Annotated in this window: 22 protein-coding genes; 6 read left to right on the top strand and 16 right to left on the bottom strand. The window is 72.2% G+C overall.

The genetic code is table 11. The annotated features are described in order from the left end of the window. Positions 1 to 32: 32 nt before the first annotated feature. From ACPXB1_RS11455 to ACPXB1_RS11425, 7 genes are all read right to left on the bottom strand, one after another. On the bottom strand, positions 33 to 779 hold the full coding sequence (locus tag ACPXB1_RS11455; protein ID WP_355630567.1) for an HD domain-containing protein: 747 nt from the start codon (positions 777 to 779) through the stop codon (positions 33 to 35). 55 nt (positions 780 to 834) lie between these two features. Further along, positions 835 to 2,184 (bottom strand): pectate lyase family protein, encoded by a 1,350-nt coding sequence (locus ACPXB1_RS11450; RefSeq protein WP_355630564.1) that lies wholly within the window; start codon positions 2,182 to 2,184, stop codon positions 835 to 837. Positions 2,185 to 2,281: 97 nt separating this feature from the next. Next, complete coding sequence (locus ACPXB1_RS11445) at positions 2,282 to 3,451, bottom strand: Gfo/Idh/MocA family protein (protein ID WP_355630584.1); 1,170 nt, start codon at positions 3,449 to 3,451, stop codon at positions 2,282 to 2,284. Positions 3,452 to 3,456: 5 nt separating this feature from the next. Continuing rightward, a complete protein-coding gene (locus ACPXB1_RS11440; RefSeq protein WP_355630561.1) occupies positions 3,457 to 4,950 on the bottom strand; it encodes a mannitol dehydrogenase family protein in 1,494 nt (497 codons plus the stop codon). Continuing rightward, a complete protein-coding gene (locus tag ACPXB1_RS11435; protein ID WP_355589168.1) occupies positions 4,941 to 6,245 on the bottom strand; it encodes an enolase C-terminal domain-like protein in 1,305 nt (434 codons plus the stop codon). Before ACPXB1_RS11435 ends, ACPXB1_RS11440 begins: the two co-directional genes overlap by 10 nt. Positions 6,246 to 6,300: 55 nt before the next feature. Next, positions 6,301 to 7,764: a glucuronate isomerase gene (gene uxaC / locus ACPXB1_RS11430; RefSeq protein WP_355589170.1), complete on the bottom strand. Its 1,464-nt coding sequence runs from the start codon at positions 7,762 to 7,764 to the stop codon at positions 6,301 to 6,303. 54 nt (positions 7,765 to 7,818) lie between these two features. Beyond that, a complete protein-coding gene (locus ACPXB1_RS11425) occupies positions 7,819 to 9,147 on the bottom strand; it encodes a Gfo/Idh/MocA family protein (protein WP_355589172.1) in 1,329 nt (442 codons plus the stop codon). Between the two features lie 239 nt (positions 9,148 to 9,386). Between ACPXB1_RS11425 and ACPXB1_RS11420 the strand changes: the two genes are divergently transcribed. The 6 genes from ACPXB1_RS11420 to ACPXB1_RS11395 are packed head-to-tail and all read left to right on the top strand — an operon-like array spanning position 9,387 to position 15,231. Continuing rightward, positions 9,387 to 10,517, top strand: coding sequence for a LacI family DNA-binding transcriptional regulator (locus ACPXB1_RS11420; protein ID WP_355589174.1), 1,131 nt, complete (start codon positions 9,387 to 9,389; stop codon positions 10,515 to 10,517). Positions 10,518 to 10,536: 19 nt separating this feature from the next. Then, positions 10,537 to 11,883: an ABC transporter substrate-binding protein gene (locus tag ACPXB1_RS11415; RefSeq protein ID WP_355589176.1), complete on the top strand. Its 1,347-nt coding sequence runs from the start codon at positions 10,537 to 10,539 to the stop codon at positions 11,881 to 11,883. Positions 11,884 to 11,914: 31 nt separating this feature from the next. Then, positions 11,915 to 12,898 carry a carbohydrate ABC transporter permease gene (locus ACPXB1_RS11410; RefSeq protein ID WP_167943972.1) on the top strand — a complete coding sequence of 328 codons (984 nt, stop codon included), beginning with the start codon at positions 11,915 to 11,917 and terminating at the stop codon, positions 12,896 to 12,898. Then, complete coding sequence (locus ACPXB1_RS11405) at positions 12,898 to 13,782, top strand: carbohydrate ABC transporter permease (protein ID WP_355589179.1); 885 nt, start codon at positions 12,898 to 12,900, stop codon at positions 13,780 to 13,782. Before ACPXB1_RS11410 ends, ACPXB1_RS11405 begins: the two co-directional genes overlap by 1 nt. Continuing rightward, positions 13,766 to 14,383: a hypothetical protein gene (locus tag ACPXB1_RS11400; protein ID WP_355589181.1), complete on the top strand. Its 618-nt coding sequence runs from the start codon at positions 13,766 to 13,768 to the stop codon at positions 14,381 to 14,383. The genes ACPXB1_RS11405 and ACPXB1_RS11400 overlap by 17 nt, the downstream gene beginning before the upstream one ends. Next, positions 14,380 to 15,231, top strand: a complete 852-nt coding sequence (locus ACPXB1_RS11395; RefSeq protein ID WP_355589183.1) for a PmoA family protein — start codon at positions 14,380 to 14,382, stop codon at positions 15,229 to 15,231. Before ACPXB1_RS11400 ends, ACPXB1_RS11395 begins: the two co-directional genes overlap by 4 nt. A gap of 14 nt (positions 15,232 to 15,245) precedes the next feature. Here ACPXB1_RS11395 and ACPXB1_RS11390 read toward each other — a convergent pair whose 3' ends face one another. From ACPXB1_RS11390 to ACPXB1_RS11350, 9 genes are read right to left on the bottom strand one after another with little or no spacing between them, the layout of a single operon-like run. Next, positions 15,246 to 15,998 carry a hypothetical protein gene (locus tag ACPXB1_RS11390; protein ID WP_355589185.1) on the bottom strand — a complete coding sequence of 251 codons (753 nt, stop codon included), beginning with the start codon at positions 15,996 to 15,998 and terminating at the stop codon, positions 15,246 to 15,248. 39 nt (positions 15,999 to 16,037) lie between these two features. Then, positions 16,038 to 16,496 (bottom strand): hypothetical protein, encoded by a 459-nt coding sequence (locus ACPXB1_RS11385; protein WP_355589187.1) that lies wholly within the window; start codon positions 16,494 to 16,496, stop codon positions 16,038 to 16,040. Continuing rightward, entirely contained in the window at positions 16,493 to 17,422 is a 930-nt protein-coding gene (locus ACPXB1_RS11380) for a hypothetical protein (protein WP_355589189.1), read from the bottom strand. The genes ACPXB1_RS11385 and ACPXB1_RS11380 overlap by 4 nt, the downstream gene beginning before the upstream one ends. Beyond that, entirely contained in the window at positions 17,419 to 18,087 is a 669-nt protein-coding gene (locus ACPXB1_RS11375) for a phage tail protein (RefSeq protein WP_355589191.1), read from the bottom strand. The genes ACPXB1_RS11380 and ACPXB1_RS11375 overlap by 4 nt, the downstream gene beginning before the upstream one ends. After that, positions 18,068 to 20,746 (bottom strand): putative baseplate assembly protein, encoded by a 2,679-nt coding sequence (locus ACPXB1_RS11370; RefSeq protein WP_425735182.1) that lies wholly within the window; start codon positions 20,744 to 20,746, stop codon positions 18,068 to 18,070. Before ACPXB1_RS11370 ends, ACPXB1_RS11375 begins: the two co-directional genes overlap by 20 nt. Continuing rightward, entirely contained in the window at positions 20,743 to 21,171 is a 429-nt protein-coding gene (locus ACPXB1_RS11365; RefSeq protein ID WP_425735181.1) for a GPW/gp25 family protein, read from the bottom strand. Before ACPXB1_RS11365 ends, ACPXB1_RS11370 begins: the two co-directional genes overlap by 4 nt. Continuing rightward, positions 21,168 to 21,506 (bottom strand): hypothetical protein, encoded by a 339-nt coding sequence (locus tag ACPXB1_RS11360; protein ID WP_425735180.1) that lies wholly within the window; start codon positions 21,504 to 21,506, stop codon positions 21,168 to 21,170. Before ACPXB1_RS11360 ends, ACPXB1_RS11365 begins: the two co-directional genes overlap by 4 nt. Further along, on the bottom strand, positions 21,506 to 23,101 hold the full coding sequence (locus tag ACPXB1_RS11355; RefSeq protein WP_425735179.1) for a contractile injection system protein, VgrG/Pvc8 family: 1,596 nt from the start codon (positions 23,099 to 23,101) through the stop codon (positions 21,506 to 21,508). The genes ACPXB1_RS11360 and ACPXB1_RS11355 overlap by 1 nt, the downstream gene beginning before the upstream one ends. Then, a complete protein-coding gene (locus ACPXB1_RS11350) occupies positions 23,098 to 24,006 on the bottom strand; it encodes a hypothetical protein (protein WP_425735178.1) in 909 nt (302 codons plus the stop codon). The genes ACPXB1_RS11355 and ACPXB1_RS11350 overlap by 4 nt, the downstream gene beginning before the upstream one ends. Positions 24,007 to 24,276: the final 270 nt, after the last annotated feature.

Raw genomic sequence — 24,276 nt, 5'->3', positions numbered from 1 at the left:
GCAGAACCCGGTTGAGTGATGCCCTGACCTGGTCAGTTGGGGAGGGCTGGCTGGTCCAGGATGGCGCTGAAGCGCTCCTCGGCCAGGTCGAGCTGGCCGAAGATGTGCTGCTTCACCGCCGGTGAGAGCGGCGTGTCCGGCCGACCGATCAGGTCCCGGAAGAGCGGCACCAGCGGCCGGTACTTGCGGGCCGACGAGACGACCTTCGGCCCGATCGTGTGGATCACTCCGACGCCGTTGTCGGTGAAGTCCGAAACCTTGATCACCCGGGCCCAGGGCTCCCGTTCGAGGCTGACCGCCAGGTGCTCCCGGTACTGCTCGTTGCGGTCGCGCTGCGGGTCGTACACCGGGTTGGTGACGGCGGCGACCAGGGTGGCCACCCGGGGCCCGAACCGCGCGGCGAGCGTGGCGAGCGCCGCAGCGGTCGGGTCGGTGCCGGCGTCGCCGTCGGTGCTGGCGTCGCCGTCGGCGAGCTCCACCGGGTGGTCCTCCACCGCGTCGTGCAGCAGGCCGGCGACGACCACGTCCACGTCACGCACCTGGTAGTGGTGCATCAGCCGGATCGCCACCCGCAGCAGGTGGTTGAGGTACGGCTCGCGGACCCGCCGGTCGTCGCGGTGCAGATCGGCGGCGAGGTCGAGCGCGGCGGTCAACCGCGCCCGAGCGTCGTCGTCGAACTGGGCGACCTCCAGCCGGAAGCGCTCCAGCAGGCCCGGTTCGCCGTGGATCTCGGTGATCGCGTGCATCGGCATGCTGCCCAGGTGTGGCGGGAAGTCCATGCGTCACTTATAGCCGATCTTCACCACATCGATGACCCCCTACGTCGGCTGTCGGTCACAGCGGTAGCCGATCGGCGCCGGCCAGCGGGCCGACCAGGAGCGGGACCAGTGGCGTCGGCAGGACGGGGTCGCGGCGCAGCGTGGGCGTCCACCCGGCGTCGACGCCCAGGTCCGGATCGTGCGCCGCGTTGTACGCCGCCAGCAGGTCGACCGGCCGGGCCGGACCGGTGCCCTGGCGGACCCAGCTGCCCCGCTCGGTGAGCGCGGTACCGCCCCAGTCGTAGAGCAGCTCGGCCGGGTCGAGCGCCGCGTCGAGGGTGAAGAAGTTGTTCTGGGCGTAGATCGCCGACTGGACGCCGACGCCGAGGGCGTACTCGAAGTCGTAGCCACCGAGCCGGTAGTGGTTGTTGTAGACGTCGACCTGGCCGAAACGCACACGCGGCAGCCGTTGCAGGACGCCGTCGAAGAGGTTGTGGTGCAGGGTGACCTTCAACCGGCCCACGTCCGGGCCGACGGTGTTCGACGAGCCGATCAACATCAGCTTGTCGCGCCCGGTGAAGCGGTTCCAGGACGCGGTGACGAGGCTCGCGGTGTGCGTGACGTCCAGCGACCCGTCGTGCACCTGGTACGGCCGCCCGAAGTAGGTCGGCTGCGCGCTGTCCGGATTGTCGCCGTCGGTGAACGTGTTGTGGTCGATCCACACGTGCTCGCTGCGGCGCACCGAGATCTGGTCGTACTGGCTGTTCCAGTTGCCGGTCTCGCCGTCGGTCGGTGACCAGGCGGGGAAGCAGTCCCGGGCGTCGACGAAGGTCAGGTTGCGCACGATGACGTTCGACGCCCGGTCGATCATCAGCGTGAGACCGGTCAGTCGGGCACCCCGCAGCCCGATGATCGTGGTGTTCGGGCCGACGTTGATCTGGGTCTGCCGGGTCTGGTTGGCCACCGAGCGCACCCGGGCCTCCTCCAGCGGGCCGGCCGGCGTCACGCGACCCCACACCGCCGGGTCGTACGCGGCCAGGTAGGCGTCCAGGCGGTAACCCGGGTCGGCCAGGTCGGCGCAGCTAAGCGGCGTGCCGTCGGGTCCTTCGAAGCCGTCGACGGCACCGTCGACGTAGATCAGCTTCGGCGTGGCGTCGGTGGCGTTGCCGGCGTTGTCGCCGCCCAACGCGGCGACCAGTTCGGCCCGTGTGCGGACCACCCGGGTCCGGTCGGGTGCCGCCGTCGAGCCACCTGTGGTGCCGGCGCCCTCGGCCGCCCAGCCGTCCCGCTCCGGCAGGGACTGCCGGCCGAGGTGACGGGCGGCCCAGGAGAGGCGGTCGGGGCGGTCGGCGGCCAAAGCCGGTGCGGTCGGTGCGGCACCGAGCATGAGGGTGATGAGTGTGGCGACGGCGAGTGTTCTGCGCATCGTTTCTTCCCATTCGCTGGTGGTGGAGGGGGAGGTCTGTCCAATGCGGCCCGTCACAGCTCGGGCGAGGTGCGCGCTCTGATGCCCGGCGCCTCCCTCAGCCCGCTAGTTCGGCGCGGTACGCCGGCGCCGCCCACGGCACCGCCAGCTCGCTCGGCAGCGCCCCCCGCTCGACCGCCCGGCGCAGCACGTCGACAACGCCTCGCAGGTGCAGGACCCGGCCCTCGCCGTCGCCCACCGCCGTCACCAGGTCACCGTCGAGCAGCAGGGGTTCCGGAGCGGCGCGTAACGCGTCGAGCAGCGCGGTGAACGGCGCGGTACGCGCCAGCGGGGCGATCAACGGCACCCCGACCGGGTCCGCGCGGTGGGCGAGCAGGTTCTCCAGCAGCCCGCGTCGGCCCGGGACCAGGCGGGTCGCCACCTCCCCGGGCAGCCGCAGCCGGTCCGTCGGGTACTCCAGCACCGCCTGTCCGGTCTCGCCGGTGACCACGACCTCGCCCGCCACGAACTCCTCGGCGGCGAGGGTGACAGCCGCCAGGACCTGCGGGCCGGCTCGGAACCGGACCCGCAGCACCGCCGTGTCCTCGACCTCGATCGGCCGCACCCGGTAGCGCTCCACCTCGATGGCCACCGGCCACTGTGGAGCGCTGCCGAGCGCCTCGGCGACAGCGAGGCACTGCATCACCGCGTGCGCGAGCGGGTTGGCAAGCGCGCCGTCGAGCACCGGCCGACCGTCCAGGCTCCGCCGACCGGCCCACGGGGAGCGGGAGTAGTACGCGTCCGGCCGCTGCCACGCCGCCACCGTCGCGATGCCTGTGACAGTGCCGAGCCGGCCGGCCGCCAGCGCGTCGGTGAGCGCGGTCAGCGCCGCCGAGCCGAGCGCCTGGAAACCGACCTGCGCCACCCGCCCGGTCGCCGCGAGCGCCTTGCTCAACTCCTCGTGCTCGGCCATCGACAGCACCGGCGGTTTCTCCAGCAGCAGGTCCGCGCCGGCGGCCAGGGCGTCAGTGGCGATCGGAAGGTGGGTGTGCGGCGGGGTGCAGATCACCACCACGTCCGGCCGGGTGGCGGTCAGCATCGCCCGGTGGTCGGTGAACACCTGCGCGCCGGGCGGCACCGGCGCCGCCGGCTCGTCCTGCACCGGGTGGACGTCGACGAGGGCGACCAGCCGTACCTGCCCGTCGGCGTGCAGCGGTGCGATCACCCGCCGGTGCCAACGGCCATGCCCGTTCGCCCCGATCACCGCCACCCGGGGCGGCGGCGCCATTCCGTTCACCGGGCACCGGCCAACGTGGCCTCGACGCCGTGGCGCTCCAGCGCGGTCAGCCAGGCGATCACCTCGGTGCGTACCTCGTCGTCCTCGGCCACCTCGACCGGGATGACGTCACGCAGCGCGAAGATCGCGTCCACGGTGCCCGCCGGGCTCTGCTTCCCGGCGTCCAGCGCCGCCCGGATCGGCCCGGCGAGGGGATCCTGCAACGGCAGTGGCCGGCCGTCGTCGGCGTACCCCAGCGCGAAGCGCAGCCAGGCCGCCACGACAAGCGCGCCCCAGCGCGCGGACCGGCCGGCAGCCCGCAGGTCGGCGATGGTGTGCAGGATGCGCTGCGGCAACTTCTGCGACCCGTCCATCGCCACCTGGAGGGTGCGGTGGTGGATCGCCGGGTTGGCGAACCGGCCGAGGGCCTGCTCGCCGTAGTCGACGACCCGGACGCCGTCCGGCGGGGTGAAGCTCGCCGCGACGTCCTCGGCGATCAGCCGGCGCAGCACGTCGGGAAGGTGCGGGATCAGCAGCGCGTCGGCGATCGTCTCGCGCCCGGCCAGCGCACCCAGGTACGCCACTGCAGAGTGCACGCCGTTGAGGGTGCGCAGCTTCAGCCGTTCCCACGGGCCGGCGTCGCCGGTGAGCACCGCACCGGCGTGCTCCCAGCCGGGCCGGCCGCCGGGAAAGTCGTCCTCGATCACCCACTGCATGTACGGCTCGGCGGCCACCGCCGCCAGGTCGGTCACGCCGAGCGCCAGACGGGCCGCCTCGATCGTCTCCGGGGTGCTGGCCGGCACGATCCGGTCCACCATGGTGCCCGGGCAGGTGACGTTGCCGGCCACCCAGTCGACAAACCCGGCGGGCACCCCCTGCGCCTGGCCGACCGCCTGATCGACCATGCCGCGCAGACGCCTGCCGTTGGAGGGCAGGTTGTCGCAGCTCACCAGGGCAATCGGCCCGGCGTCCGCTGCTGCGCGGGCGGCCAGCCCGCGCAGCAGCAGCCCCGGTACGGTGCTCGGCGGGCGGCCCCCGGCCAGGTCCGCCGCGAGCGGCTGGTCCGGGCACAACCGGCCGGTCACCGGGTCGAGCTGGTGTGCCTTCTCGGTGACAGTGAGCGTCACCACCCGCACCGCCGGGTCGGCGAGCAGTGCCACGACGGCGTCCGGGTCGCTTGCGGCGTGGCGTACGCCGCTCAGGGCCCCCACCACCCGCGTGGCGCTGCCGGCGGCGGAGAGGGTGCTGACGCTGAACAGGTTGTCCTGCGCGGCGAGCGCCTCGACCAGCGCGGTGCTGCGCGGGGCGACGGCCATGATGCCCCAGTCGCCGCCGGCCGCGCCGATCGCAGCCTCGGTGTAGACGGCCTGGTGCGCCCTGTGGAACGCGCCAAGTCCGATGTGGACGACGCCTGTCGGCACGGTGCCTGGCCGGACGATCGGTCGGGACTCGGCGGGCAACCGGCGCAGCACACTCAGGCCGAGCCGGGACGCGCCGACGGTCACCGCCATGCCGGACCGTCCGGGAAGCGGAACTCGGCGATCGACGCCTGCTTCATCGTGGCGCTGTAGCCGGGCCGCTCGGGCAGCAGGTAGCGGCCGTCGCGGGTGCGGACCGGGTCGACGAAGTGTTCGTGCAGGTGGTCGACGTACTCGACCATCCGCCCGTCCAGTGCCGTGCCGACCCGCAGGTAGTCGAAGATCGCCAGATGCTGGACGTACTCGCAGAGCCCGACACCGCCCGCGTGCGGGCAGACCGGCACCCCGAACTTCGCGGCCAGCAGCAGCTCGGCCAGGACCTCGTTGACACCGCCGACCCGGCACGCGTCGATCTGCATCACGCCGATCGCGTCGGCCTGGAGCAGCTGCTTGAAGATCACCCGGTTGGCGGCCACCTCACCGGTGGCCACCCGGCACCGGCCGCCGGTCAGCTCGGTCACCGCGCGGGCGATCCGCGCGTGCCCGAGGATGTCGTCGGCGTGGGTGGGCTCCTCGATCCAGTACGGGTCGACCTCGGCCAGCACTGTCATCGCGGCGATGGCCTCGTCGACGTCCCAGACCTGGTTGGCGTCCATCATCAGCAGCGCGTCCGGGCCGATCTCGGACCTGATGATCCGGGCCCGGCGCAGGTCGTCGGCGAGCGGGCCACCGACCTTCATCTTCATGGCCCGCCAACCCTCGTCGTACGCCTGCCGGGTAAGCGCCCGCACCTTCTCGTCGGGGTATCCGAGCCACCCGACGGAGGTGGTGTACGAAGGGAAACCAATCTGCTTGAGTTCCGCGAGCCGGCCATCGGATCCGATCAATCCCTTGTCGAGGATGGCGGCGGCGTCGTCCGGGGTGAGCGCGTCGGTGATGTGCTTGAAGTCGATACTGGCGACCAGTTCATCGGTCGGCAGTTCGGCGAGGAACCGCCACATCGGCTTGCCGGCGAGGGTCGCCCGCAGGTCCCAGACGGCGTTGACGAGCGCGCCGGTCGCCATGTGGATGACGCCCTTCTCCGGCCCCAGCCAACGCAACTGCACGTCGGCGCTGAGCGAGCGCCAGAACGCCACAGGCTCGGCGGCGATCTCCTCGACCGTGCGCCCCCGTACGTGGTGGGCGAGCGCGCGTACCGCCGCGCAGGTGATCTCGTTGCCCCGGCCGTTGGTGAAGGTGAACCCCGCGCCGGTCGGCCCGGCGTCGGTGCCCAACTCCACGTACGTCGCCGAGTAGTCACCCCGGTTGATCGCGTCGGAGCCGTCGCCCCGCGCCGCGGTCGGGAACCGCACGTCGTGCACCTCGACGGAGGTGATTGTGACACTCACTGAGCCTGCCTCTCGTTTGCGACTGCGGGGCTCCGCTGCGCTGCGCTCCTCGCGCTCACGGGGCCTGCCTTTCGTTTGCGACTGCGGGGCTCCGCTCCCGCCCGAAGTTGAAGACCTGCCGGGGCAGCCGGTACGCCAGGTCGACGATGGTCTCGGCTGCCTCGTCCATGGGCAGCCGGTGCTCGGCGACAAGCCGGGCCAGGAAGCCGGCGTCGACCCGGCGGGCCACGTCGTGGCGGACCGGGATGGAGCAGAATGCCCGGGTGTCGTCGACGAACCCGGCCGTGTTGTAGAAGCCGGCGGTCTCGGTGACCGTCTCCCGGAACCGGCGCAGCACCTCGGGGGAGTCCAGGAACCACCAGGGCGCGCCGAGCAGCAGGGCCGCGTAGCCGCCGGCAAGGGGCGCCAGTTCGCGGGTGAAGGTGTCCTCGTCGAGGGTGTAGAGCACCACCCGCAGCCGGGGGTCGTTGCCGTAGAGCTCCAGCAGCGGGGCGAGCGCGTGCACGTACTCGGTGACCTGCGGGATGTCGCCGCCGACGTCGCGCCCGTGCCGGGCGTGCAGCCAGCGGTTGTGGTTGCGCACCGCGCCGGGGTGCAGTTGCATGACAAGGCCGTCGTCGAGCGACATGCGGGCGAACTCCACGAGCATGTTCGCCCGGAACGCCTCCGCGTCGGCCGCGTCTGCCTCGCCGCGCAGGCCCCTGTCGTACAGCCGGGCGGCTTCCCCGGGTGCCAGGTCGAGTGTCCGCGCGGTGGGGTGCCCGTGGTCGGACGAGGTCGCCCCGGCGGCGATGAACGCGGCCCGCCGGCTCCGCAGCGCGGCCAGATAACCGGCGTACGTGCCGGTGTCCTCGCCGGCAAGGGCACCGAGGCGCTGCACGTTCGTCGACCAGCCCTCGAACTCCATGTCCACCACGTCGTCCGGGCGGAAGGTGGTGACCACCCGGCCGCCCGGCCCACCCCAGCCGTCGGCGGCGAGCTTGGCGTGCTGCCCGAGGTCGTCCAGCGGCGACTCGGTGGTGGCGAGCACCTCGATGTTGAACCGCTCGAACAGCGCCCGGGGCCGGAAGTCCGGCTCGGCCAGCCGCGCCGCCACCTCGTCGTAGACGTCGTCGGCTGTCGACGGGCGCAGCGGGGTGTCCACCCCGAACACCGTCCGGAACGTCTGCTCCAACCAGAGCCGCGAAGGGGTGCCCCGGAACAGGTGCCAGTGCGCGGCGAAGCGCCGCCAGATCACCCGGCCGTCGGTCTCCGCCGGGCTGCCGTCGCGGGTGGGCACACCCAACTGCGCAGGGGGTACGCCCTGACTGAGCAACATCCGGGTCAGGTAGTGGTCGGGCACGATGAGCAGCCGCGCCGGATCCGGAAACGGCTGGTCCTGTGCCAGCAGTGCGGGGTCGACGTGCCCGTGCGGCGAGATGATGGGCTGCTGCGCGGCGAGGGCGTACAACTCCCGGGCAAGGGCGCGCTGGCTCGGCTCCGCGGGCAGGAGCAGGTCGGTATGGTCGGTCGTCGGCACGGGGACGGACTCCTCGTCGGTGGGTCAGCGGAGGGCGAGCAGGTCGGCCACCGGTCAGCGGGGGTTGAGCAGGTCGGCCACCCGGACCGGCTGGCCGGTCTCGAAGGACCGGTTGGCGGCCAGGCCGGTGAGCAGTGCCAGCGCGCCGTCCTCGGCGGTAGCGGCGCGATGCAGCGGGTCGGGTTGGCCGCCGAGGAGAACCCCTGTCATCCGGACGTCCGCGCCGCCGTGGCCGTGCCGGCTGCGACCCTCCACGGGGATCTGCCGGGGCGGTTCCCAGAACGGGCGCACCGTGAGCGTCGCGCCGCCGCCCTCGGGTGCCGCCTCGACGCCGTGCAGGGCGGCGCCCTTGACCGCGCCGGCGGTGCCCCTGTCGACGAAGTCGTTCTCAGTGACCTCCAGCTCCAGCCGGCCCCGACTGCCGTTGACCATCACCCGGTAGCCCTCCCAGGGCGCGTACGCGGTGAGGTGGTAGGTCATCGTGGCGCCGGTGGAGTAGCGGGCCAGCACCGCCATGTCGTCCTCGATCGTCACGCCGGAAGCGAAGACGTTGCGGTCGCGCTGGTAGCCGTCCTCGGCCTCGGCGTCGAGGTACAGCTCCCGCAGTCGGGGATGCGCGTCCAGCCGCAGCGCGAACGGGTCGTCGGCGGCGGCGGGGGAGCCGTACGCCCGGTCGTAGTCGCGGGCGTAGCCGTGCCGGCGCCCGTCCTCGCCGTAGAAGAAGAGCCGGCCGGCGGCGTACACCTCGACGGGGGTGGCGTCCAGCCACCAGTTGACAAGGTCGAAGTGGTGGCTGGCCTTGTGCACCATCAGCCCGCCCGAGGTGGCCTTGTCGCGGTGCCAGCGGCGGAAGTAGTCGGCGCCGTGCCGCACGTCGAGCAGCCACTCGAAGTGCACCGAGCCGATCTCGCCGACCGCGCCCTCGGCGAGCAGACGGCGTACCTGCTCGTGCAACGGGTTGTAGCGGTAGTTGAAGGCGACGTTCACCCGGCCGCCGGTCTCGGCCACCGCGTCCAGGATCCGTCGGCAGCGTGGAGCGTCCACTGTCATCGGCTTTTCGGTGACGACGTCCCGGCCGGCGCGCAGCGCTGCCACCACGTACTCGTCGTGTGTGACGTCCACACTGGTGACCAGCACGACGTCGACGCGCTCCTTGTCCAGCATGGCGGCGAAGTCGGCGGCCGGGTACGTCGGCACCGGACGGTGGCCCAGCTCGGTGAGCCACCTGTTGTGCGCGTCCATCCGGGCCTGGTTGACGTCGGCGAAGGCGACGAGGTCGGTCGTCTCGGCGTGGTCGAGCACCAGGGCGCGGACGAACATCTCGGCCCGCGCGCCGGTGCCCACGACGGCGTACCGGAGGAGTCCGTCGGATCTCGGTGACATTCGGTCGCCTCCCCGGGTGATCCTGCAAAGGTTTGCAGTGAAGTAACCACGGTCGATCCGTTGTCGTCAACGACGCTGGCGCAATCGGCGGCAAATGTCAGTGTTTGTGGGCTTGAACGTCACCCCGAGGGACGTTGGCGCAACAGAACCGTAATCATTGACCGTTGACACTGGAGCAACCGTTTGCATTAATGGGCGGCACCTGCGTGACCGCCGCCACATCGGACGAAGGGGCCGCCGTGCCAGTCACCATCCGGGACGTCGCCCGCGCCTCCGGCGTGCACATCTCCACCGTGTCCCGCACCTTCTCTGCACCGCACCTGGTCAACCCCGAGACCCGAGTCCGGGTGCTGGCCTGCGCGGAGGATCTGGGCTACCGGCCCAACCGGGCCGCCCGAGCCCTGATCACCGGGCGGACGCACAACATCGGCCTGATCATCGCCGACATCGCGAACCCGTTCTTCCCGCCGCTGATCAAGGCGGCGGAGAGCCAGGCCCGGCACCGCGACTACCACGTGTTCGTTGCCGACACCAATGAGGACCCGGCGGCCGAGGAGGAGTTGGTCCACGCCCTCGCCAAGCAGGTGGACGGGGTGCTGCTGTGCAGCCCGCGGATGAGCAACAGCCTCATCGAACAGCTCAGCCGCGAGGTGCCGCTGGTAGTGGTGAACCGTCAGGTGACAGGCCTGCCCTGCGTCCTCATGGACGTCGGGCAGGGCGCCCGCGCCGCGATCGAGCACCTGGTCGGCCTGGGCCACCGCAGCATCGCGCTGCTCGGCGGGCCGCGCAGCTCGTGGACCAACCGCGAGATGCGCCGGGCGGCAACAGCGGCCGCCCGGGCCGGCGGGGCGGAACTGACGGTGCTCGGCCCCAACGCTCCCACCGAGATCGGCGGTTCCGCCGTCGCCGAGCAGGTACGCCGCAGCGGCGTGTCGGCGGTGCTCGCCTACAACGACCTGATGGCGATCGGCCTCATCGAGGGGCTGGACGCGCTCGGGGTCCGGGTGCCGCAGGAGGTGAGTGTCGTCGGGGTCGACGACATCACCCTGAGTCGGCTCACCCGCCCCAAATTGACGACGGTGGCCACACCCACCGGGGCCGCCGGCCGGACGGCCGTCGACATGCTGCTGCAACAGGACATCGAGTCACCGCGCGGTGCGCGGGGGTCCGGTGCAGGCACGGCGCTCGGCGTCCGTCGTACCACCGCACAGGTAATGCTCCAGACCGACCTGGTCATCCGCGACTCGACCGGCCCGGGCCCACACGCCCGACCGGAACGTCCCCTGGCCGCACCGCTTGGCCCGGAACCGCATCGCCCTGCGGGCCCGGGCATCCCGACTGCGGCCACCGGTGACGCCGTCGCCTCCTAATGCCGAGGAGTGAGCGCACATGCACCCCGCTATGCCCCCCACCACTGGCGCGCCCGCCGGGCGCGCTGGCCGTACCGCCGTACCGAGGCGGCGGCTGCTGCGCGGCCTGCTGGCCGTGGCGGTGGCCGCACCGCTGATGTTCGGTGCCGCCGCCTGCGGAGACGACGACTCCGCGGCCGACCCGAACGCCCCGATCAAGCTCTCCATCTTCTGGTGGGGCGCCGACGCCCGGGCCAAGCTGACCGAGGACGCCCTGGCCCTCTACACCAAGAAGAACCCGAACGTGACGTTCGAGAAGACCTGGCAGGCCAACCAGGGCTACTTCGACAAGTTGGCCACGCTCACCGCCGGCGGCAACCCGCCGGACCTGTTCCAGATCGACGACAACTACCTGTCCGAGTACGCGGCCCGCAACACCACGCTTGACCTGACCCCGTACCAGGAGTCCGGCAAGCTCGACACCTCCAAGTTCCCCAAGAGCCTCTGGCAGTACGGCGTTGTCGACGGCAAGCTCGCCGGCCTGGCCGCAGGGGAGAACACGCAGGGTCTGGTCTACAACAAGACGCTGCTGATCAAGAACAACCTGCCCGAGCCCACCACCGGAATGACCTGGGAGCAGCACATCGCCTGGGCCGAGCAGGTGGCGAAGAAGACCGGCGTGCCCGGCACCCAGGACCCGAGCGCCGACTACAAGGCGTTCTGGGTCTGGCTACGCCAGCAGGGCAAGGACCTCTACAAGGGCAAGGAACTGGGCTTCGGCGCCGAGGACGTGACCAAGTGGTTCGAGCTGTGGAAGGGCGCCCGGGACCGCAAGGCCACCCCGACCGCTGACGTCATCCACGAAGGCAACTCCAGCGACATCAGCAAGCAGTTGGTGGTCACCGGCAAGTCGGCGACCTCATGGGTCTGGGCCAACCAGATGCCCGACCTGAAGAAGAACACGAAGGACGAGCTGGGCGTGATCGCCTACCCGGGTGACCCGAGCGCCCAGTGGGCACGGGCCTCCATGTACTGGTCGGTGTTCAAGGGCAGCAAGCACAAGGACGTCGCGGTCGACGTGATCAACTTCCTGAACAACGACACCGAGGCGGTCAAGCTGCTCGGCACCGACCGGGGCCTGCCGTCCAACCTGGACCTGCGCCGTGTGGTCAGCGACGACACCACCGATCCGGCAATGAAGCAGTCCATCGCCGTCGAGGCGGAGCTTACCGAGAAGTTCGGCGAGTCCCCGCAGGTCCCGATCAAGGGCCACAGCAAGGTCAAGTCCGAGCTGATCAAGGCCGCCGAGAACGCCCAGTACGGCCGCGCCACCCCCGCCCAGGCCGCCGCCCAGTTCGTCGAGGCGTGCAAGGCCGCCATCGCCTGACCGCCCCACGAGGCGAGGAGAGGAGCCGTTCGTGGCGCTGACCACGGCGCCCGACCCGACCCGACGCGGCCCCGGAACCGACCGGGCCCACGCTGAGAAGCGTGGGCCCGGGCGTATCCGGCACAGCGAAGGTCTGGCGGGGTACGTCTTCCTGTCGCCGTGGCTCATCGGCCTGATGGGCATCACGGCGGTCCCCATGCTGCTGTCGCTCTACCTGAGCTTCACCAACTACGACATCCTCACCCCCTTCTCCGAGGCGCAGTGGGTGGGGCTCGCCAACTACGAGCGGATGTTCACCGCCGACCCGTCGTACTGGCACTCGGTGCGGGTCACACTGACGTTCGCGCTGATCGCCGTACCGCTGAAGCTTGCCGCCGCGCTCGGCGTGGCGCTGCTGCTCAACCGCGCCTGGCGCGGGGTGGGGCTTTTCCGTGGCCTGTTCTACCTGCCGTCGCTGCTCGGCGGCAGCGTCGCGCTGGCCATCGTCTGGGTCAACATGTTCAACCGCGACGGCGCGTTCAACTCGCTGCTGAGTCTCTTCGGCATCGAGGGCAAGCCGTGGGTCAACGACCCCGACTGGGCTCTTCAGACGCTCATGGTGCTTGCCATCTGGCAGTTCGGCGCGCCGATGGTGATCTTCCTGGCCGGGCTCAAGCAGGTGCCCACCGAGCTGTACGAGGCCGCCTCCGTCGACGGGGCGGGCCGGTTCAGCCAGTTCCGCAACATCACCCTGCCGATGCTGTCTCCGGTGATCTTCTTCAACCTGGTGCTGGAGACGATCAACGGCTTCCAGGGCTTCACTGCCGCGTTCGTCCTCAGCAACGGCACCGGCGGCCCTGTCGACTCCACACTGATGTACACCCTGAACCTCTACATCACCGGCTTCACCGACCTCGAAATGGGCTACGCCTCGGCGATGGCCTGGGTGTTCCTGCTCGCCATCGCGGTGATCACCGCGATCTTCTTCAGCACCGGACGGTTCTGGGTGCACTACTCCGACGGGGAGGACCGGTGATGGTGGCGGTGACCCCGACCGCAGCGGCGCCGACCGCGCGCCGACGGCCCGGCGGCAGGCCCGTACTGCGACTGCTGATCCTGGTGGCGATCGTCGCTGTGGTGCTCTACCCGCTCATCTGGATGGTGGGCACCTCGGTGAAGTCCCAGGAGGAGATCGTCAACAACATCGGGCTCCTGCCCGAGCGGTTCACCCCGGGCAACTACACCGACGGGTGGTCCAACTTCGACGTCAGCTTCGGCCGGTTCTTCCTCAACAGCGCGATGGTCAGCCTGCTCACCGTCGTGGGCAACGGGCTCTCCTGCCTGCTGGCCGCGTACGCCTTCGCCCGGCTGCGGTTCCGGCTGCGCGGAATGTGGTTCGCCGTCATGATCGGCACGCTGCTGCTGCCCGGCCACGTGCTGATCGTGCCGCAGTACATCCTGTTCCGGACGCTGGGCCTGGTCGGCGGCGAGTGGCCGTACCTGCCGCTGCTCATCCCGCAGTTCCTGGCCACCGAGGCGTTCTTCGTGTTCCTGATGGTGCAGTTCATGCGGGGAGTCCCGCGCGAGCTGGACGAGGCGGCCCGGATCGACGGCGCCGGCCCGTACGGCATCTTCCGGTACGTCATCCTGCCGCTGAGCCGTCCCGCGCTGGTCACCACGGCGATCTTCTCGTTCATCTGGACCTGGAACGACTTCTTCCGGCAGCTCGTCTTCCTGTCCCAACTGGAGGACTACACAGTGCCTGTCGCGCTGACCCTGTTCATCGACTCGACAAGCCAGAGCGCGGTCGGGCCGATGTTCGCCATGTCGGTGCTGTCGCTGCTGCCGGTCTTCCTGTTCTTCGTGGCGTTCCAGCGGATGCTCGTCGAGGGGATCAACACCAGTGGAATCAAGGGCTGAACCGGAGGGCGGCCGCCGCGACTGGCGTGACGTCGCCCGCGACGCCGCCGACCTGGCGCTGCTCGGCATCCTGCTGACGCTCGCGGCGGCACCTGTCCTGACCGCCGCCGCCGCGGCGGGCACGGCCAGCGCCGCCGTGCACGACTGGACGCGTACCGGTAGCTGGCCGTCGGCCCGGACCACAGTGCGCCGGTACGGCCGGTCGGTGCTGCCCGGCGTGCCGGTCAGCCTGCTGGCGCTCGCCGTGGTCGGGCTGCTCGCCGTCAACCTGGCGGCGCTAGCCACCGGGCGGGTGCCCGGCGGGGTGGTGGCGCTGGCGGTGACCGCCCTGGTCGCCGCCGGCCTGGCCGGGTACGCGGGGCTGGTAGTCGTCGAGGTCGGCGGCTGCCGGCGGTGGCGGGCGGCGGCCCACCGCGCCGCTCGCGCCTGCCTGGACGCGCCCACCCGCTGGGCTGCGGTGAGCGGGGTGACAGCGCTGGCCGGGCTGCTCGCCGTCCTCGTCACGCCGGTGGCGGTGCCCATCCTCGCCGGCTACACGGTGGCAGCCCTGCACGCCGTCGCCGGCCGCTGGCCGGCCCTCGCCCGTGCGGAGGTGCAGTGAGCACCGGGCCGGAGCCCGCGCGGCTGCTCGTCGGCGCGACGGAGGTGGCCCGGTACGTGGTCGACCCGCCGCTGGACGCGCGACACGGGCCCCGCCCCTACCTGCACCCGGTACGCACCCTCGCCGGCACCGTCGTCACCGACGCGCTGCCCGCCGACCACGTCTGGCACCTCGGCGCGTCCCTGGCAGTGCAGGACGTCAACGGTGCCAATCTGTGGGGCGGGCGCACCTACGTCCGGGACGTCGGCTACACCTGGCGTGACGACCACGGGCGGATCGCGCACACCGGCTGGACCGAGCAGGCCGCCGACCGGCTTGCACACGACGCGCAGTGGCGCGACGCCCACGGGCAGGTGCTGCTCACCGAGCATCGACGGCTCGCCGCGTCGGCCGTCGCGCCGGACGTCTGGCGACTCGACCTGACCTGCGCGCTCACCGCACCGCCCGGTCACGAGGTACGCCTGGGCAGCCCGGCCACGAACGGGCGCCCCGGCGGGGCCGGCTACGGCGGGTTCTTCTGGCGGGCCGTCGCCGACGGTGAGCCGACGGTGTTCAGCGCCGACGCCACGGGGGAGGAGACGCTCAACGGCAGCGCGGTGCCCTGGCTGGCCATGGCGGGCGTCGGGGCGGGCGGTGCGGCGTACACACTGGTTTTCGCGGGCCTCGGGTCCGGCGACAGGTGGTTCGTGCGGACCGCCATGTACCCGGGGGTCTGCGTGGCGTTCGCGTTCGACAGGCCGGCCGTGGTGGCGGCCGGCGACACCCGGCACGGCCACTACCGGGTGTGGGTGGCCGACGGCACCCTCGACCCGGATCGGGCCGCCGCCCTGGTCGCGGCGGCCCCGTGAGCCCTACCGACCCGTCACCGGGTGGGTAGGGCGGCGGTCACCCGCACCGACTTGACGACTGCCGGGATCGAGCCGATCAGCAGTACCAGAGCCCACACGATGGCGATGATGGCGAAGACCAGCGCGCCCACGTCGTCCACGATGCTCACCACTACCACCGGCACGAGACGGTGCAGGAACTCCAGCACGACAGTGCAGAGCAGAGTGGTGAGCGCCAGCAGCACCAGGCCCTTGTTCTGCAGGAATCGGGGCTGGGCGAGCAGCAGCATCGCCACCCAGACCAGCTTCAGCAGCAGCACCAGCCCCAGCAGCAGGCTCGCCTCGCCCACCGGGAAGAACCCCCACAGCGCCAGGTACGCCAGCGTGCCGAACGGCACGGCCAGGAACAGCGACACCATGATGGTCAGCTCGACGAAGGCGATGATCAGCAGCACCAGCGAGCCCAGGAGAAGCAGGATCGAGAAGATCAGCGTGGCCACGCCCTGGATCCGGCCGTGCGTCCGCTCGGGCAGCACAAGGCTCAGGCAGAACAGCCCTGTCGTCCAGAGCGCCACCGCGTCGATGAGCGCCAGATAGCTCGTCCCGCGTCCGGAGGGTTCGCTGATCGCCCCTGCGTCCACCTCCACTCCGAGGTCCACCGCTCCGGCACGCAGCGCGCCGGTGGCGTCCCCGCCGCCGGTGAGCAGCGACGACCCGACCTCGACAAGCACCACGAGGGTCACCGCTACCAACGCCAGCAGGAGGAAGGGCTTGCGTAGGTCACCCATGTCGGGCCTCCCCGTGGCCGGTGTCGGCCGGTCGGCCGGTCAGGTGGCGGCGATGGTGACGGTGCATGCCACACCTCCCGGACACCTGAGCAGCACGACCGCCGCACTGTCGACAGCGATCTTTGCGACAGCCTCGCCGCCGTCGCCCGGCTCGGCGTCGGCCCGGACGGTGAGGTCGGCGTCCCGGGGCGCGGGGGCGGTCACCGTGAAGGCCCGACCGCTGCGCAGCACCAGCGTCCTGAGCCCGCCCGGGTCGGCCACCCGCAGCTCGCAGCCACCGACGAAGCTGAGCACGTCGGCGGTACGGTCGCAGTCGGCCCGTACCGTCGCCGGGTCGACGGTGCTGCTCCCTCCGGCCAGCCCACTCAGCCGCCCGACCAGCCCGGACGGTTCGCCCGCGCGTCCCCGCTCGCCACCGCCCACGCCGACGGCGAGCGCGAACGACGCCACAAGCAGCACCGCGAGCGTCACCAACAACAGCTTCTGCCTACCGCTCATCGTTGCGCGACCGCCCCGCTGACCTCGGTGAAGCGGATCTGGTCGACGCCCGCGAAGTAGCGGTTGACGCCTTGGGTCCGGCCCACCGCCACAAGGGTGAGCGTGTGCCGGCCCGCGCCGAGCCGGATCGTGCCCACGTCGGTGAAGTCCTGCAGGACCACCTTCGGCGTGAAGCCGAAGAACGTGCCCCCGAGTTGCGTGCCGTCGATCTGCCAGATGGTGTTGGCGTAGTCGAAGGAGGTGGTGCGGGCGGCGGAGAAGAGCCACACCGCGTCTGCCGGCAGGTCGACTGTGAGACTGACCCGGTCACCCGGGGCCAGACCCTGGAAGAACAGCTGCTTGTCGTCCGACCAGGTCACCGAGCAGCAGTTCGGCTGCGACACCACGGTGGCCGCGGTCCCGGCCGGTGACTCCACAGTCGCGCCGTCGACGAGGCTCTCCGCCTCCACCGTCACGACCCGTGGCGCACCGGGAGTGGTGCCGTCCGGCCGGGTCAGCAGATAGCCGACCACCCCGCCGACCACCAGCACCAGCGCCACCGCCGCCGCGATCCACGGCCACGGCGTCCGCTTCGGCGCGGCCACCGCCTGAACCTCGTACGTCACCCGGCCGCTGGAACGGGAACTCTCCTCCGGCGCGGTGTTCGCCGAGTACGCGAAGCCGGTCATGTCGTAGCGGCGGGGCGCGGTGCCGGGCGGAACGGCGAGCTGCACCAGGAACGAGACCGAGCCCTGCCCGGGCACCACCCGCTGCGGCTCGGCCACAGTGAACCAGGCACGCTGGCTGCCCTCACCCGGTGCGACGTCGAAGACCACTGTGTCCGGCGCCTGCTGCGGATTCGAGACGGTGAAGGTCAGCTCGCCCCGGTTGCCGGCGTCCAGTGTGAACTGGGAAGCGGCAGCGACGACGGCCCATTCGGTGGTCATGACGGCTCCTCTGCGGAAGATGGGTGCGAGACGGGGTGGTGCGGCACCGCCGCCCGGCCGATCGCCGGGCCCGGCGTCGGGGTCGCCGCGTCAAAGTCGCCGTCCGGGGCCGGCGTCGGGGTCGCCGCGTCGGAGCCGCCGTCCGGGGCGGGTGGCGGCGGGCCGTCCAGGGCGACCTCGGCGGTCACCGCCACGGGCTTCTCCGCCTCGACGATGCGGTTGACGAGGGCGAGCTGACCGGCGGCGGTCGCCGGCACCCGCACCACGATGTGAAAGGGCTGCTCCACAGGCTCGTCGATGACGAAGCCCGGCACACCGGTGGCCAGCTCAAGGGCCCTGCGCATCCCGTACGGGGTGCCGCGCCAGCGGGCCAGCAGCGCGGCGTTGGCCACCAGGTCACGAAGCCGGCCCAGCGGCAACGGCAGCGGGGCGTCCGGCCGGGGTGCGGCCACCACGTGGTCCATCGCCACCCAGCGGGTCAACCGCACGACCAGCCCGTCCGGCGCCCGGTACGGGTCGAACAGGGCGTCCACCTCGGCGAGGATGGCCTCGTCCGGGGCGTGCAGCCCCTCCATCACCTCCAGCAGCGCCCAGAGCACGCTGCCCGGCACGCACGCCCGCTGGTACGCGGCGGGCAGCAGCCGCTCAATCGCCGAGCGTCGCATCCTGCCGCACCACCTCGATGTCGTGCTCGCCGGAGCAGAGCAGCCACGTGTCCGGAACTGTCACCACGTCGGCGGTGGCCTGGTTGGCGCTGGCGGTCCAGTCGACAGCGTCGGCGCTGCGGTACACCCCACGCTCACCGCCGGCCAGGACCAGCCGCTCGGCTGCCGTAGCGCCACCGGTCGCGGGGCCGCTCACAGCGATGGCGTCGACGGGAACGAACCGGGTCCTGTCGCGCAGTGGCAACCCGCAGTTGACCATCACCGGTTGCCACTGCGGCTGCGCGGCAAGGGTGTCCAGCCGCAGCACGCCGCCGCTCTGTGTGGCCGCCAGCGCCAGCGGGCCGGCGAACGCGAGATCACGGCAGGTGCCGCCGATCCACCCGGCCTGCACCGTTTGCCACTGCACGTCCGACTCGAACAGTCGCGTGCGGTGGCAGCCCTGGCCGGGTTTCTTCGGATCCGGCTCGCCGGCGCCGCTCCACAACAGCGTCGCCGGACCGTCGTACTGCACCGACAGCACCCGGTTGTCCACATTCGACAGACCGACGTGCGCGAAGCTCCCCGGCCGGCCGCCGGCAGTCGACAGGTACACCCCGAAACCGGCCTGCGCCGCCACCGCCACACCGGGCGCACCCCGCTCGGAGACGAACGCCCGCACCGCGTAGAAACCCCGATCGGCGTCGGACGGGTCGACGAGGATCTGCAACGGCACCGCGCCGGGCAGCAACGACACCTCGTACAGACCGGTGTCGGTGGCCACCAGCAGCGCACCCGCGCCGTCGCGGTCCAGCCACGCCACGTCGGAGATGCGCGAGTCCAGGTCGGTCAGCAGCGACCACGTCTCACCCAGGTCGGTGCTCAGGTGCACCCGGGAGCCACCGGACGCGCGCAGCGTCACCACCGCCACCGAGCCGGGACGCGGCACGATGCCCGGCCGCACCGGAGCGGGCGCGGGCGCCACCCGCAGCACCGTCTCACCGTCGAACCGGCCGGTCGGCTCCCAGCCGGCACCTGCGTTGCTGGAGCGGAACAGCACCGGACCACGCCCGGCGTACCAGGTGCGGGGCTGGTACTTGTCGACGGCGAGGGCACGTACCTCCGCGTCGGGAGCCTCGTCGACAACGAACCGCACCGACTCGACGTACCGCACGCCCGGTTCGGCGTGCTCCAGCAGCCGGTACACGTTCGACGCCCGCAGCGGCTCGCCGAACGGCCAGCCCGTCGGGTTCAGCGCGGTGGGCAGCGGGCTCAGCGTCTGGTGCAGCCGGTCGTGGATCCGGCGACGGACGGCGTCCACGTCCTCCTCGCGCCGGACCACCACGCGCGCCCGTACCGACACCGCCTTGAACCGGGCCCACGTCGCCCGGGACCGGATGCCCACCATGCGGCGCTGCTCCAGGTCGGCCTCCACGCGGTGCCGCGCCTCGGGCACCTCGTGCTCGCGCAGCACCGCCACCGACAGCCGGCCACCCGGGCGGGCCGTCGGCGGGACGTACGGCACCAGCACCACCTCCACCTCGCCCGGCCGGGCGAAGCTGTACACAGCGGCGCTGGTGAACGCCCGCGCCCGCGCCACAGCGCCCGAGGCGGTGGCCAGCACCTCGAAGTCGCGGGCGGTGACAGCGCGCTGCTGGGCGAAGAACTCGTACGGGCCGCGCAGCAGCACCGACTCCAGCGCCTCCATCTCCCGTCCGCCGGCGGCCGGCGTGGGGTTGTCCACGCGTACCCCCGGCAGGGGATCGCGCAGGCTGGTGAGCGTGCCCGCCGCCACGTTGCCGGTCGGCCCGCCGCCGGCCCGGTACCAGAGCCGGACCTGCCGCCCGGCCGGCGGCACCGCCGCCACCGTCCCGGCGGTCACGCCGGACCGGGTCGGGTCCGCCGGCGCGTCGGCGGGCGTCGAGTCGGTGGGCGTCGCGTCGGCCCGGGTCGCCTCGGCGGGCGGGCGCAGGTCGAGGGCCGGGGCGAAGGTGATCGTGCCCGAACAACGGTCCACGAGGTACGCCTTGGCCTGCGGTCCGAGCCCGGCGAAGCTGTCCGCCGGCTGCCAGATCTCGAACGTTCGGCCGTCGTGCTCGCGGGCCGCCGCCCCCAACTCCACCGAGCCGGCCGGCACCTCCACACCGAGCAGCAGGTCCAGCGACTCGGCGGTGTGCGCCAGCGGAGCCCGGGACGCCCGCAGCACCTGGCCCGGCTGGCCGGTGCCGACACCAAGCAACTCCGCCTCCACCGGCTCGCAGTGGTGCATCCGGACCGTCACCGACGCCTCGCCGGCCGCCAGCAGCGCCGGCTCGGTGGTGACGAACAGGACGGGCCGGGGATCCGCGCCGCGCGCCGCAGCGACCCGCAGACCCGCCGGGATCCGTACCGCGCCCCGATCGGTGCCGCTGCGGGTGAACCGCACGTCCGCCCAGGCCGCCGTCGGCGCGTGCCGGGCCACCCCGAGCAGGTTCAGGAACGAGACGTACGCCTTCTCCGGCAACTGGTTCAGCCGGTAGATCATCACCTCGGTCAGGTGCGCGAACGCCTCCACGAGCGCCATGCCCGGGTCGTGCGCCGACAGGTCGGTCCAGGCCGGGCAGGACTGGCGGATCCGCTCGCGGGCCTCGGTGACCAGGTCGAGGAACCCCCTGTCGTCGAGGTGCGGCACGGGCAGCGTCATGACGGTCCTCCCGGTTCGTCGGCGGCGAGCAGGTCCACGGAGAACACCAACTGCCCGGGCGTCAGGCTGGCCCGCACCCGGTAGTCCAGCCGGATCACCAGCCGCCACGCGTCGTCCGGATCCGGCCCGGCGTCCACGTCGATCACCTCGACCCGGGGCTCCCAACGGGCGATCGCCTGCCGGACGTAGTGGATGGCCAGCCCCGCCGTCGTGTCGTCGTTCGGCGCGAAGATCAACCGATGTAGCCGTGACCCGTACCCGGGTCGCATCAGCCGCTCGCCCGGGGTCGTCGACAACAGCAGACACAACGCCTGGCGTACGCTTTCGTCGCCGTCGGTCATCGCCAGGCCACCTGCGGCGGTGAGCGCCAGCCCTCCGCCCCGCCCGGCGTCGAAGCCCGCGCCGACGAACCGGAACGCCCTCACCGGTCCGACCCCAGGAACGTCTGGCGCGGGTCGCGCACCGTGTGGTGGACAGCGCCCGGCGGCGTGCCGTTTGTGAACCCCTCCAGGTGCGACAGGACCACCCGGTGCCCGTCGACGCGGACCCAGTCGCTGTAGCCGACCCGGACGGTGAGCGTCTTCGTGCACGGCTTGATGGTCGGGCCGTAGTTCGGGCAGGCGACGATCTTGCGACCTTCCGGGTCGTCGTCCACCAGCACCGGTACGGCGGTAACTGTCACCCACTCCTGCGACGGCCGGTTCTCGACCCGGCCGTCGTGATCGCAGGTGATCACCGAGTCGCGGTGGATCCAGCGCATCAGCCGCCTCCTTCGTGGTGGGCGCGGGCCAGCGAGGCGGCCTGCCGCGCCGCGGTGGTCGGGTCCTCGGTCGACTCGGCGTGCAGGAAGTCCACGCCGCGGGCGCGGACCACAATGGCCCGCCCGGGCGCGGAGATCACCAGGTCGGTCGCCGCATGCAGGGTCGCCAGGTCGGGGGTCAGTTCCAGGAAACTGCCGCCCTCGGTCGCCAGACGCAGGCTGCGCTGTACGTCGTCCACGACTATCGACTGCCCACCCGCGGTGCGCAGCGACCAGCGGCGGGCCCGCCCATCGTCGATGCCGGCGTCGTACGGTTCGACCGCACCGAAGAGCGAGCCCAGCACGATGCCCGAGGCCGGCTCTCCGCCGGGCAACACCACGAGCACGGTGTCGTCCGGGTCGGGCAGAGCCACCAGCCCCTTGCCGCGCCCCGCACCCGGGCACAGCACGCCGAGCCATCCGGCGTCCAGATCCCCGTACGCCGGCAGGGTCAGCCGTACGCGGCCCAGCCCGTCCGGGTCGGCGACGTCGGTGACGGTGCCGAGCGTGACCACCGCACCGGCGCTCGTCTGAGCAGGCGGTGCGGGCGGCGGCACTGTGGAGAACCGGGTCAGGTGACCGTTTCCGTCAACGGTGTGCACCACCTCGGTCAGCACGTACGCGCCGGCGACCGGGTCGGGCACACCGGTCAGCGCGATCCGCCGGCCCGGCCGCAACGCCGGATCACCCTCGGCCACCCCCTCGGCGGTGACCAGCGCGGCGGCCCGGGTGTCCAGGCGGGCCTGGGCCAGCGCCGCCAACTCGTCGTCGCTGCGGCCAGGCTGGTCCACGGCGGTACGTATCCCGTCGGCGCCCACGTCGGCCGGGTCCGGACGGTCGCCCGCCGGTCGGCCGCAGCGCGCCTCGTCGACCCGCTGACTGATTGGCTCGGCCCGCTGCGGATGCCAGCCCAACGCCGCGCTGGCACCGCTGGCCTGGTCGGCGTTCGTGGCCAACCGCAGCGTGTGCACGTCCACGCCGAGAGCCAACGCGACAGGCTCGCCATAGCCGGCCAGCGTGACCAGACGTACCCCGTCGCCGTCGGCGGCCAGGTGCAACCCCGCCCGGCCGGTCACCTCACGCAGCAGCTCCAGGTCGCTGTGCCGGTGCTGCACCAGCCGCTCCAGCCGTGGCCCGTCGCACTCGACGGTCACCGTCAGCCCCACCTCGCCGCACAGCTCACCGGCCAGCTCGGCGGCGGTCACCGACGTGAAGACCCGCAGCCCCTGCCGCTTGCGCAGCCGGTGCAACGCGTCGTACGCCCGCAGGCGCAGCACCGCCGCGCCATCGGCGGCGTACTCCGCCTCCACACAGGTGACCTCACCGGCGAACAGCGCGTCGGCGTGGTCGGCGAGGCGCACGTTGAGCGACGTGCCCGGCCGTACCGGGGGGTCGAGGGCGCTGCTCCCGGCGCCGGTGGCGAGCACCAGTTCGGCCTGGGTGGGCTGGTCGAGTCGCGCCGCCACCCGCAGCGAACGGACCCGCTGTCGTGCCGGTGCGCTCAGCTCGACCCCGTCGAGCAGAACGGCGAGCGCCCGGGGCGCGATGCTCGTCACGGCGTACCCCCCGGGTTGGTGGTGGGGGACCAGCTGGCGGCGCTGGTGGCGATCGACGTGCCCACTAACGACGCGCCGGAGCCCACCGCACCGGCAACGGCGCGGGCGATCCCGGCCAACGCCGCCCCACCGGCGTCGGTGCTCGTGCTGCTGCCGCCCGTGGCGCCACTGCCCGTGGTGCCGCTCGGTGTGCTGCTCGGCGGCGGGACGGCAAGCGTCGTGCCCGCGGGCACCGCCAGGGGGTCGGTGATCCGGTTGTGCTCGGCCAGCAACCGCCAGCGCAGCGGCGACCCGAGCGCGTCGTTGGCAAGCAGGTCGAAGCGCACGCCGGTGCTGCCCGCATCGGCCGTCCCGTCACCGGCGGCGACCACAGCGCTGCCGGGCGCGGCGGTCGGAGTGCTCGCCGCGGCAAGTTCCTCGGCGAAGCCGGCCTCCGCCTGGTCGGCCGTCTCGGCGGCCCGAACCAACTTCAGCCGTAACCAGGAACGTCGCGGCGAGCCGGTGCCGGTGAACGCGTCGAACCGCTCGGCCACCGCGATGATCACCCCGGGCACGTTCCAGGTCTTGCCCCAGACCAGCCGGACCAGCGGAGGTCGCAGCCACCCGTGCTCGGCGCTGGAGTTCTCCGCAAGCATCCACAACGGACGGGTGAGCACCCGTACGTCGGGCGGACGGACCTGCGCCTGGACGAATTCGACGTCGAAGAGCAGGTCGAGCACCAGCTCGGTGCGACCGCCACCGGTGAAGACCAACGGGTCGTCGGCAAGCCCGGACCCGGTGAGCTGACCGCCGGCCGTGCCCCGATGCCGTACGCCCGCGAGCCGTGTCACCTGCACGGTCTCCGGGTTGAGCAGGCAGTCCACCCGTTCCCCGGAGGAGTCGATGAGAAAGGCGACGCGCTCCATCAGTCGCTCGCCTGTTCCCGGTCCAGCCGGTCCACCCGGGTGGTGTCCAGCGCCTCGCCGGGCACCGTCCACAGCGGTCGGTCATCCGGTAGCGCCGGCCACGGGTCGGCGGTCCTGAACGCCCATCCGTCGTCGCGAGGTCCCTGTCTTGCTCCATCGGCCCGACCAGTCGTCGCGGCCGGCTGTCCGGGCCACGCCGTCTCGTCCGGGAGCGCCGGCCAGGGCCCGCTGCCGGGGGAGCGAGCCACGTCAACCGGCCGGCCGCTAGCC

This window comes from Micromonospora sp. DT68 (assembly GCF_049847245.1).
Taxonomy (GTDB): domain Bacteria; phylum Actinomycetota; class Actinomycetes; order Mycobacteriales; family Micromonosporaceae; genus Micromonospora; species Micromonospora profundi.
Note: the sequence above shows the minus strand (reverse complement) of the source record. Positions and strands in the feature narration are given on the sequence as shown.

What these genes read in the sequence shown, in the direction of transcription:
- ACPXB1_RS11425 (WP_355589172.1), bottom strand. Translation starts at nt 9,147, where the DNA reads ATGTCACCGAGATCCGACGGACTCCTCCGGTACGCCGTCGTGGGCACC.
- ACPXB1_RS11445 (WP_355630584.1), bottom strand. Translation starts at nt 3,451, where the DNA reads ATGGCGCCGCCGCCCCGGGTGGCGGTGATCGGGGCGAACGGGCATGGC.
- ACPXB1_RS11375 (WP_355589191.1), bottom strand. Translation starts at nt 18,087, where the DNA reads ATGCGACGCTCGGCGATTGAGCGGCTGCTGCCCGCCGCGTACCAGCGG.
- ACPXB1_RS11405 (WP_355589179.1), top strand. Translation starts at nt 12,898, where the DNA reads ATGGTGGCGGTGACCCCGACCGCAGCGGCGCCGACCGCGCGCCGACGG.
- ACPXB1_RS11380 (WP_355589189.1), bottom strand. Translation starts at nt 17,422, where the DNA reads ATGACCACCGAATGGGCCGTCGTCGCTGCCGCTTCCCAGTTCACACTG.
- ACPXB1_RS11360 (WP_425735180.1), bottom strand. Translation starts at nt 21,506, where the DNA reads ATGCGCTGGATCCACCGCGACTCGGTGATCACCTGCGATCACGACGGC.
- ACPXB1_RS11370 (WP_425735182.1), bottom strand. Translation starts at nt 20,746, where the DNA reads ATGACGCTGCCCGTGCCGCACCTCGACGACAGGGGGTTCCTCGACCTG.
- ACPXB1_RS11450 (WP_355630564.1), bottom strand. Translation starts at nt 2,184, where the DNA reads ATGCGCAGAACACTCGCCGTCGCCACACTCATCACCCTCATGCTCGGT.
- ACPXB1_RS11390 (WP_355589185.1), bottom strand. Translation starts at nt 15,998, where the DNA reads ATGGGTGACCTACGCAAGCCCTTCCTCCTGCTGGCGTTGGTAGCGGTG.
- ACPXB1_RS11385 (WP_355589187.1), bottom strand. Translation starts at nt 16,496, where the DNA reads ATGAGCGGTAGGCAGAAGCTGTTGTTGGTGACGCTCGCGGTGCTGCTT.
- ACPXB1_RS11350 (WP_425735178.1), bottom strand. Translation starts at nt 24,006, where the DNA reads ATGGAGCGCGTCGCCTTTCTCATCGACTCCTCCGGGGAACGGGTGGAC.
- ACPXB1_RS11455 (WP_355630567.1), bottom strand. Translation starts at nt 779, where the DNA reads ATGGACTTCCCGCCACACCTGGGCAGCATGCCGATGCACGCGATCACC.
- ACPXB1_RS11440 (WP_355630561.1), bottom strand. Translation starts at nt 4,950, where the DNA reads ATGGCGGTGACCGTCGGCGCGTCCCGGCTCGGCCTGAGTGTGCTGCGC.
- ACPXB1_RS11415 (WP_355589176.1), top strand. Translation starts at nt 10,537, where the DNA reads ATGCACCCCGCTATGCCCCCCACCACTGGCGCGCCCGCCGGGCGCGCT.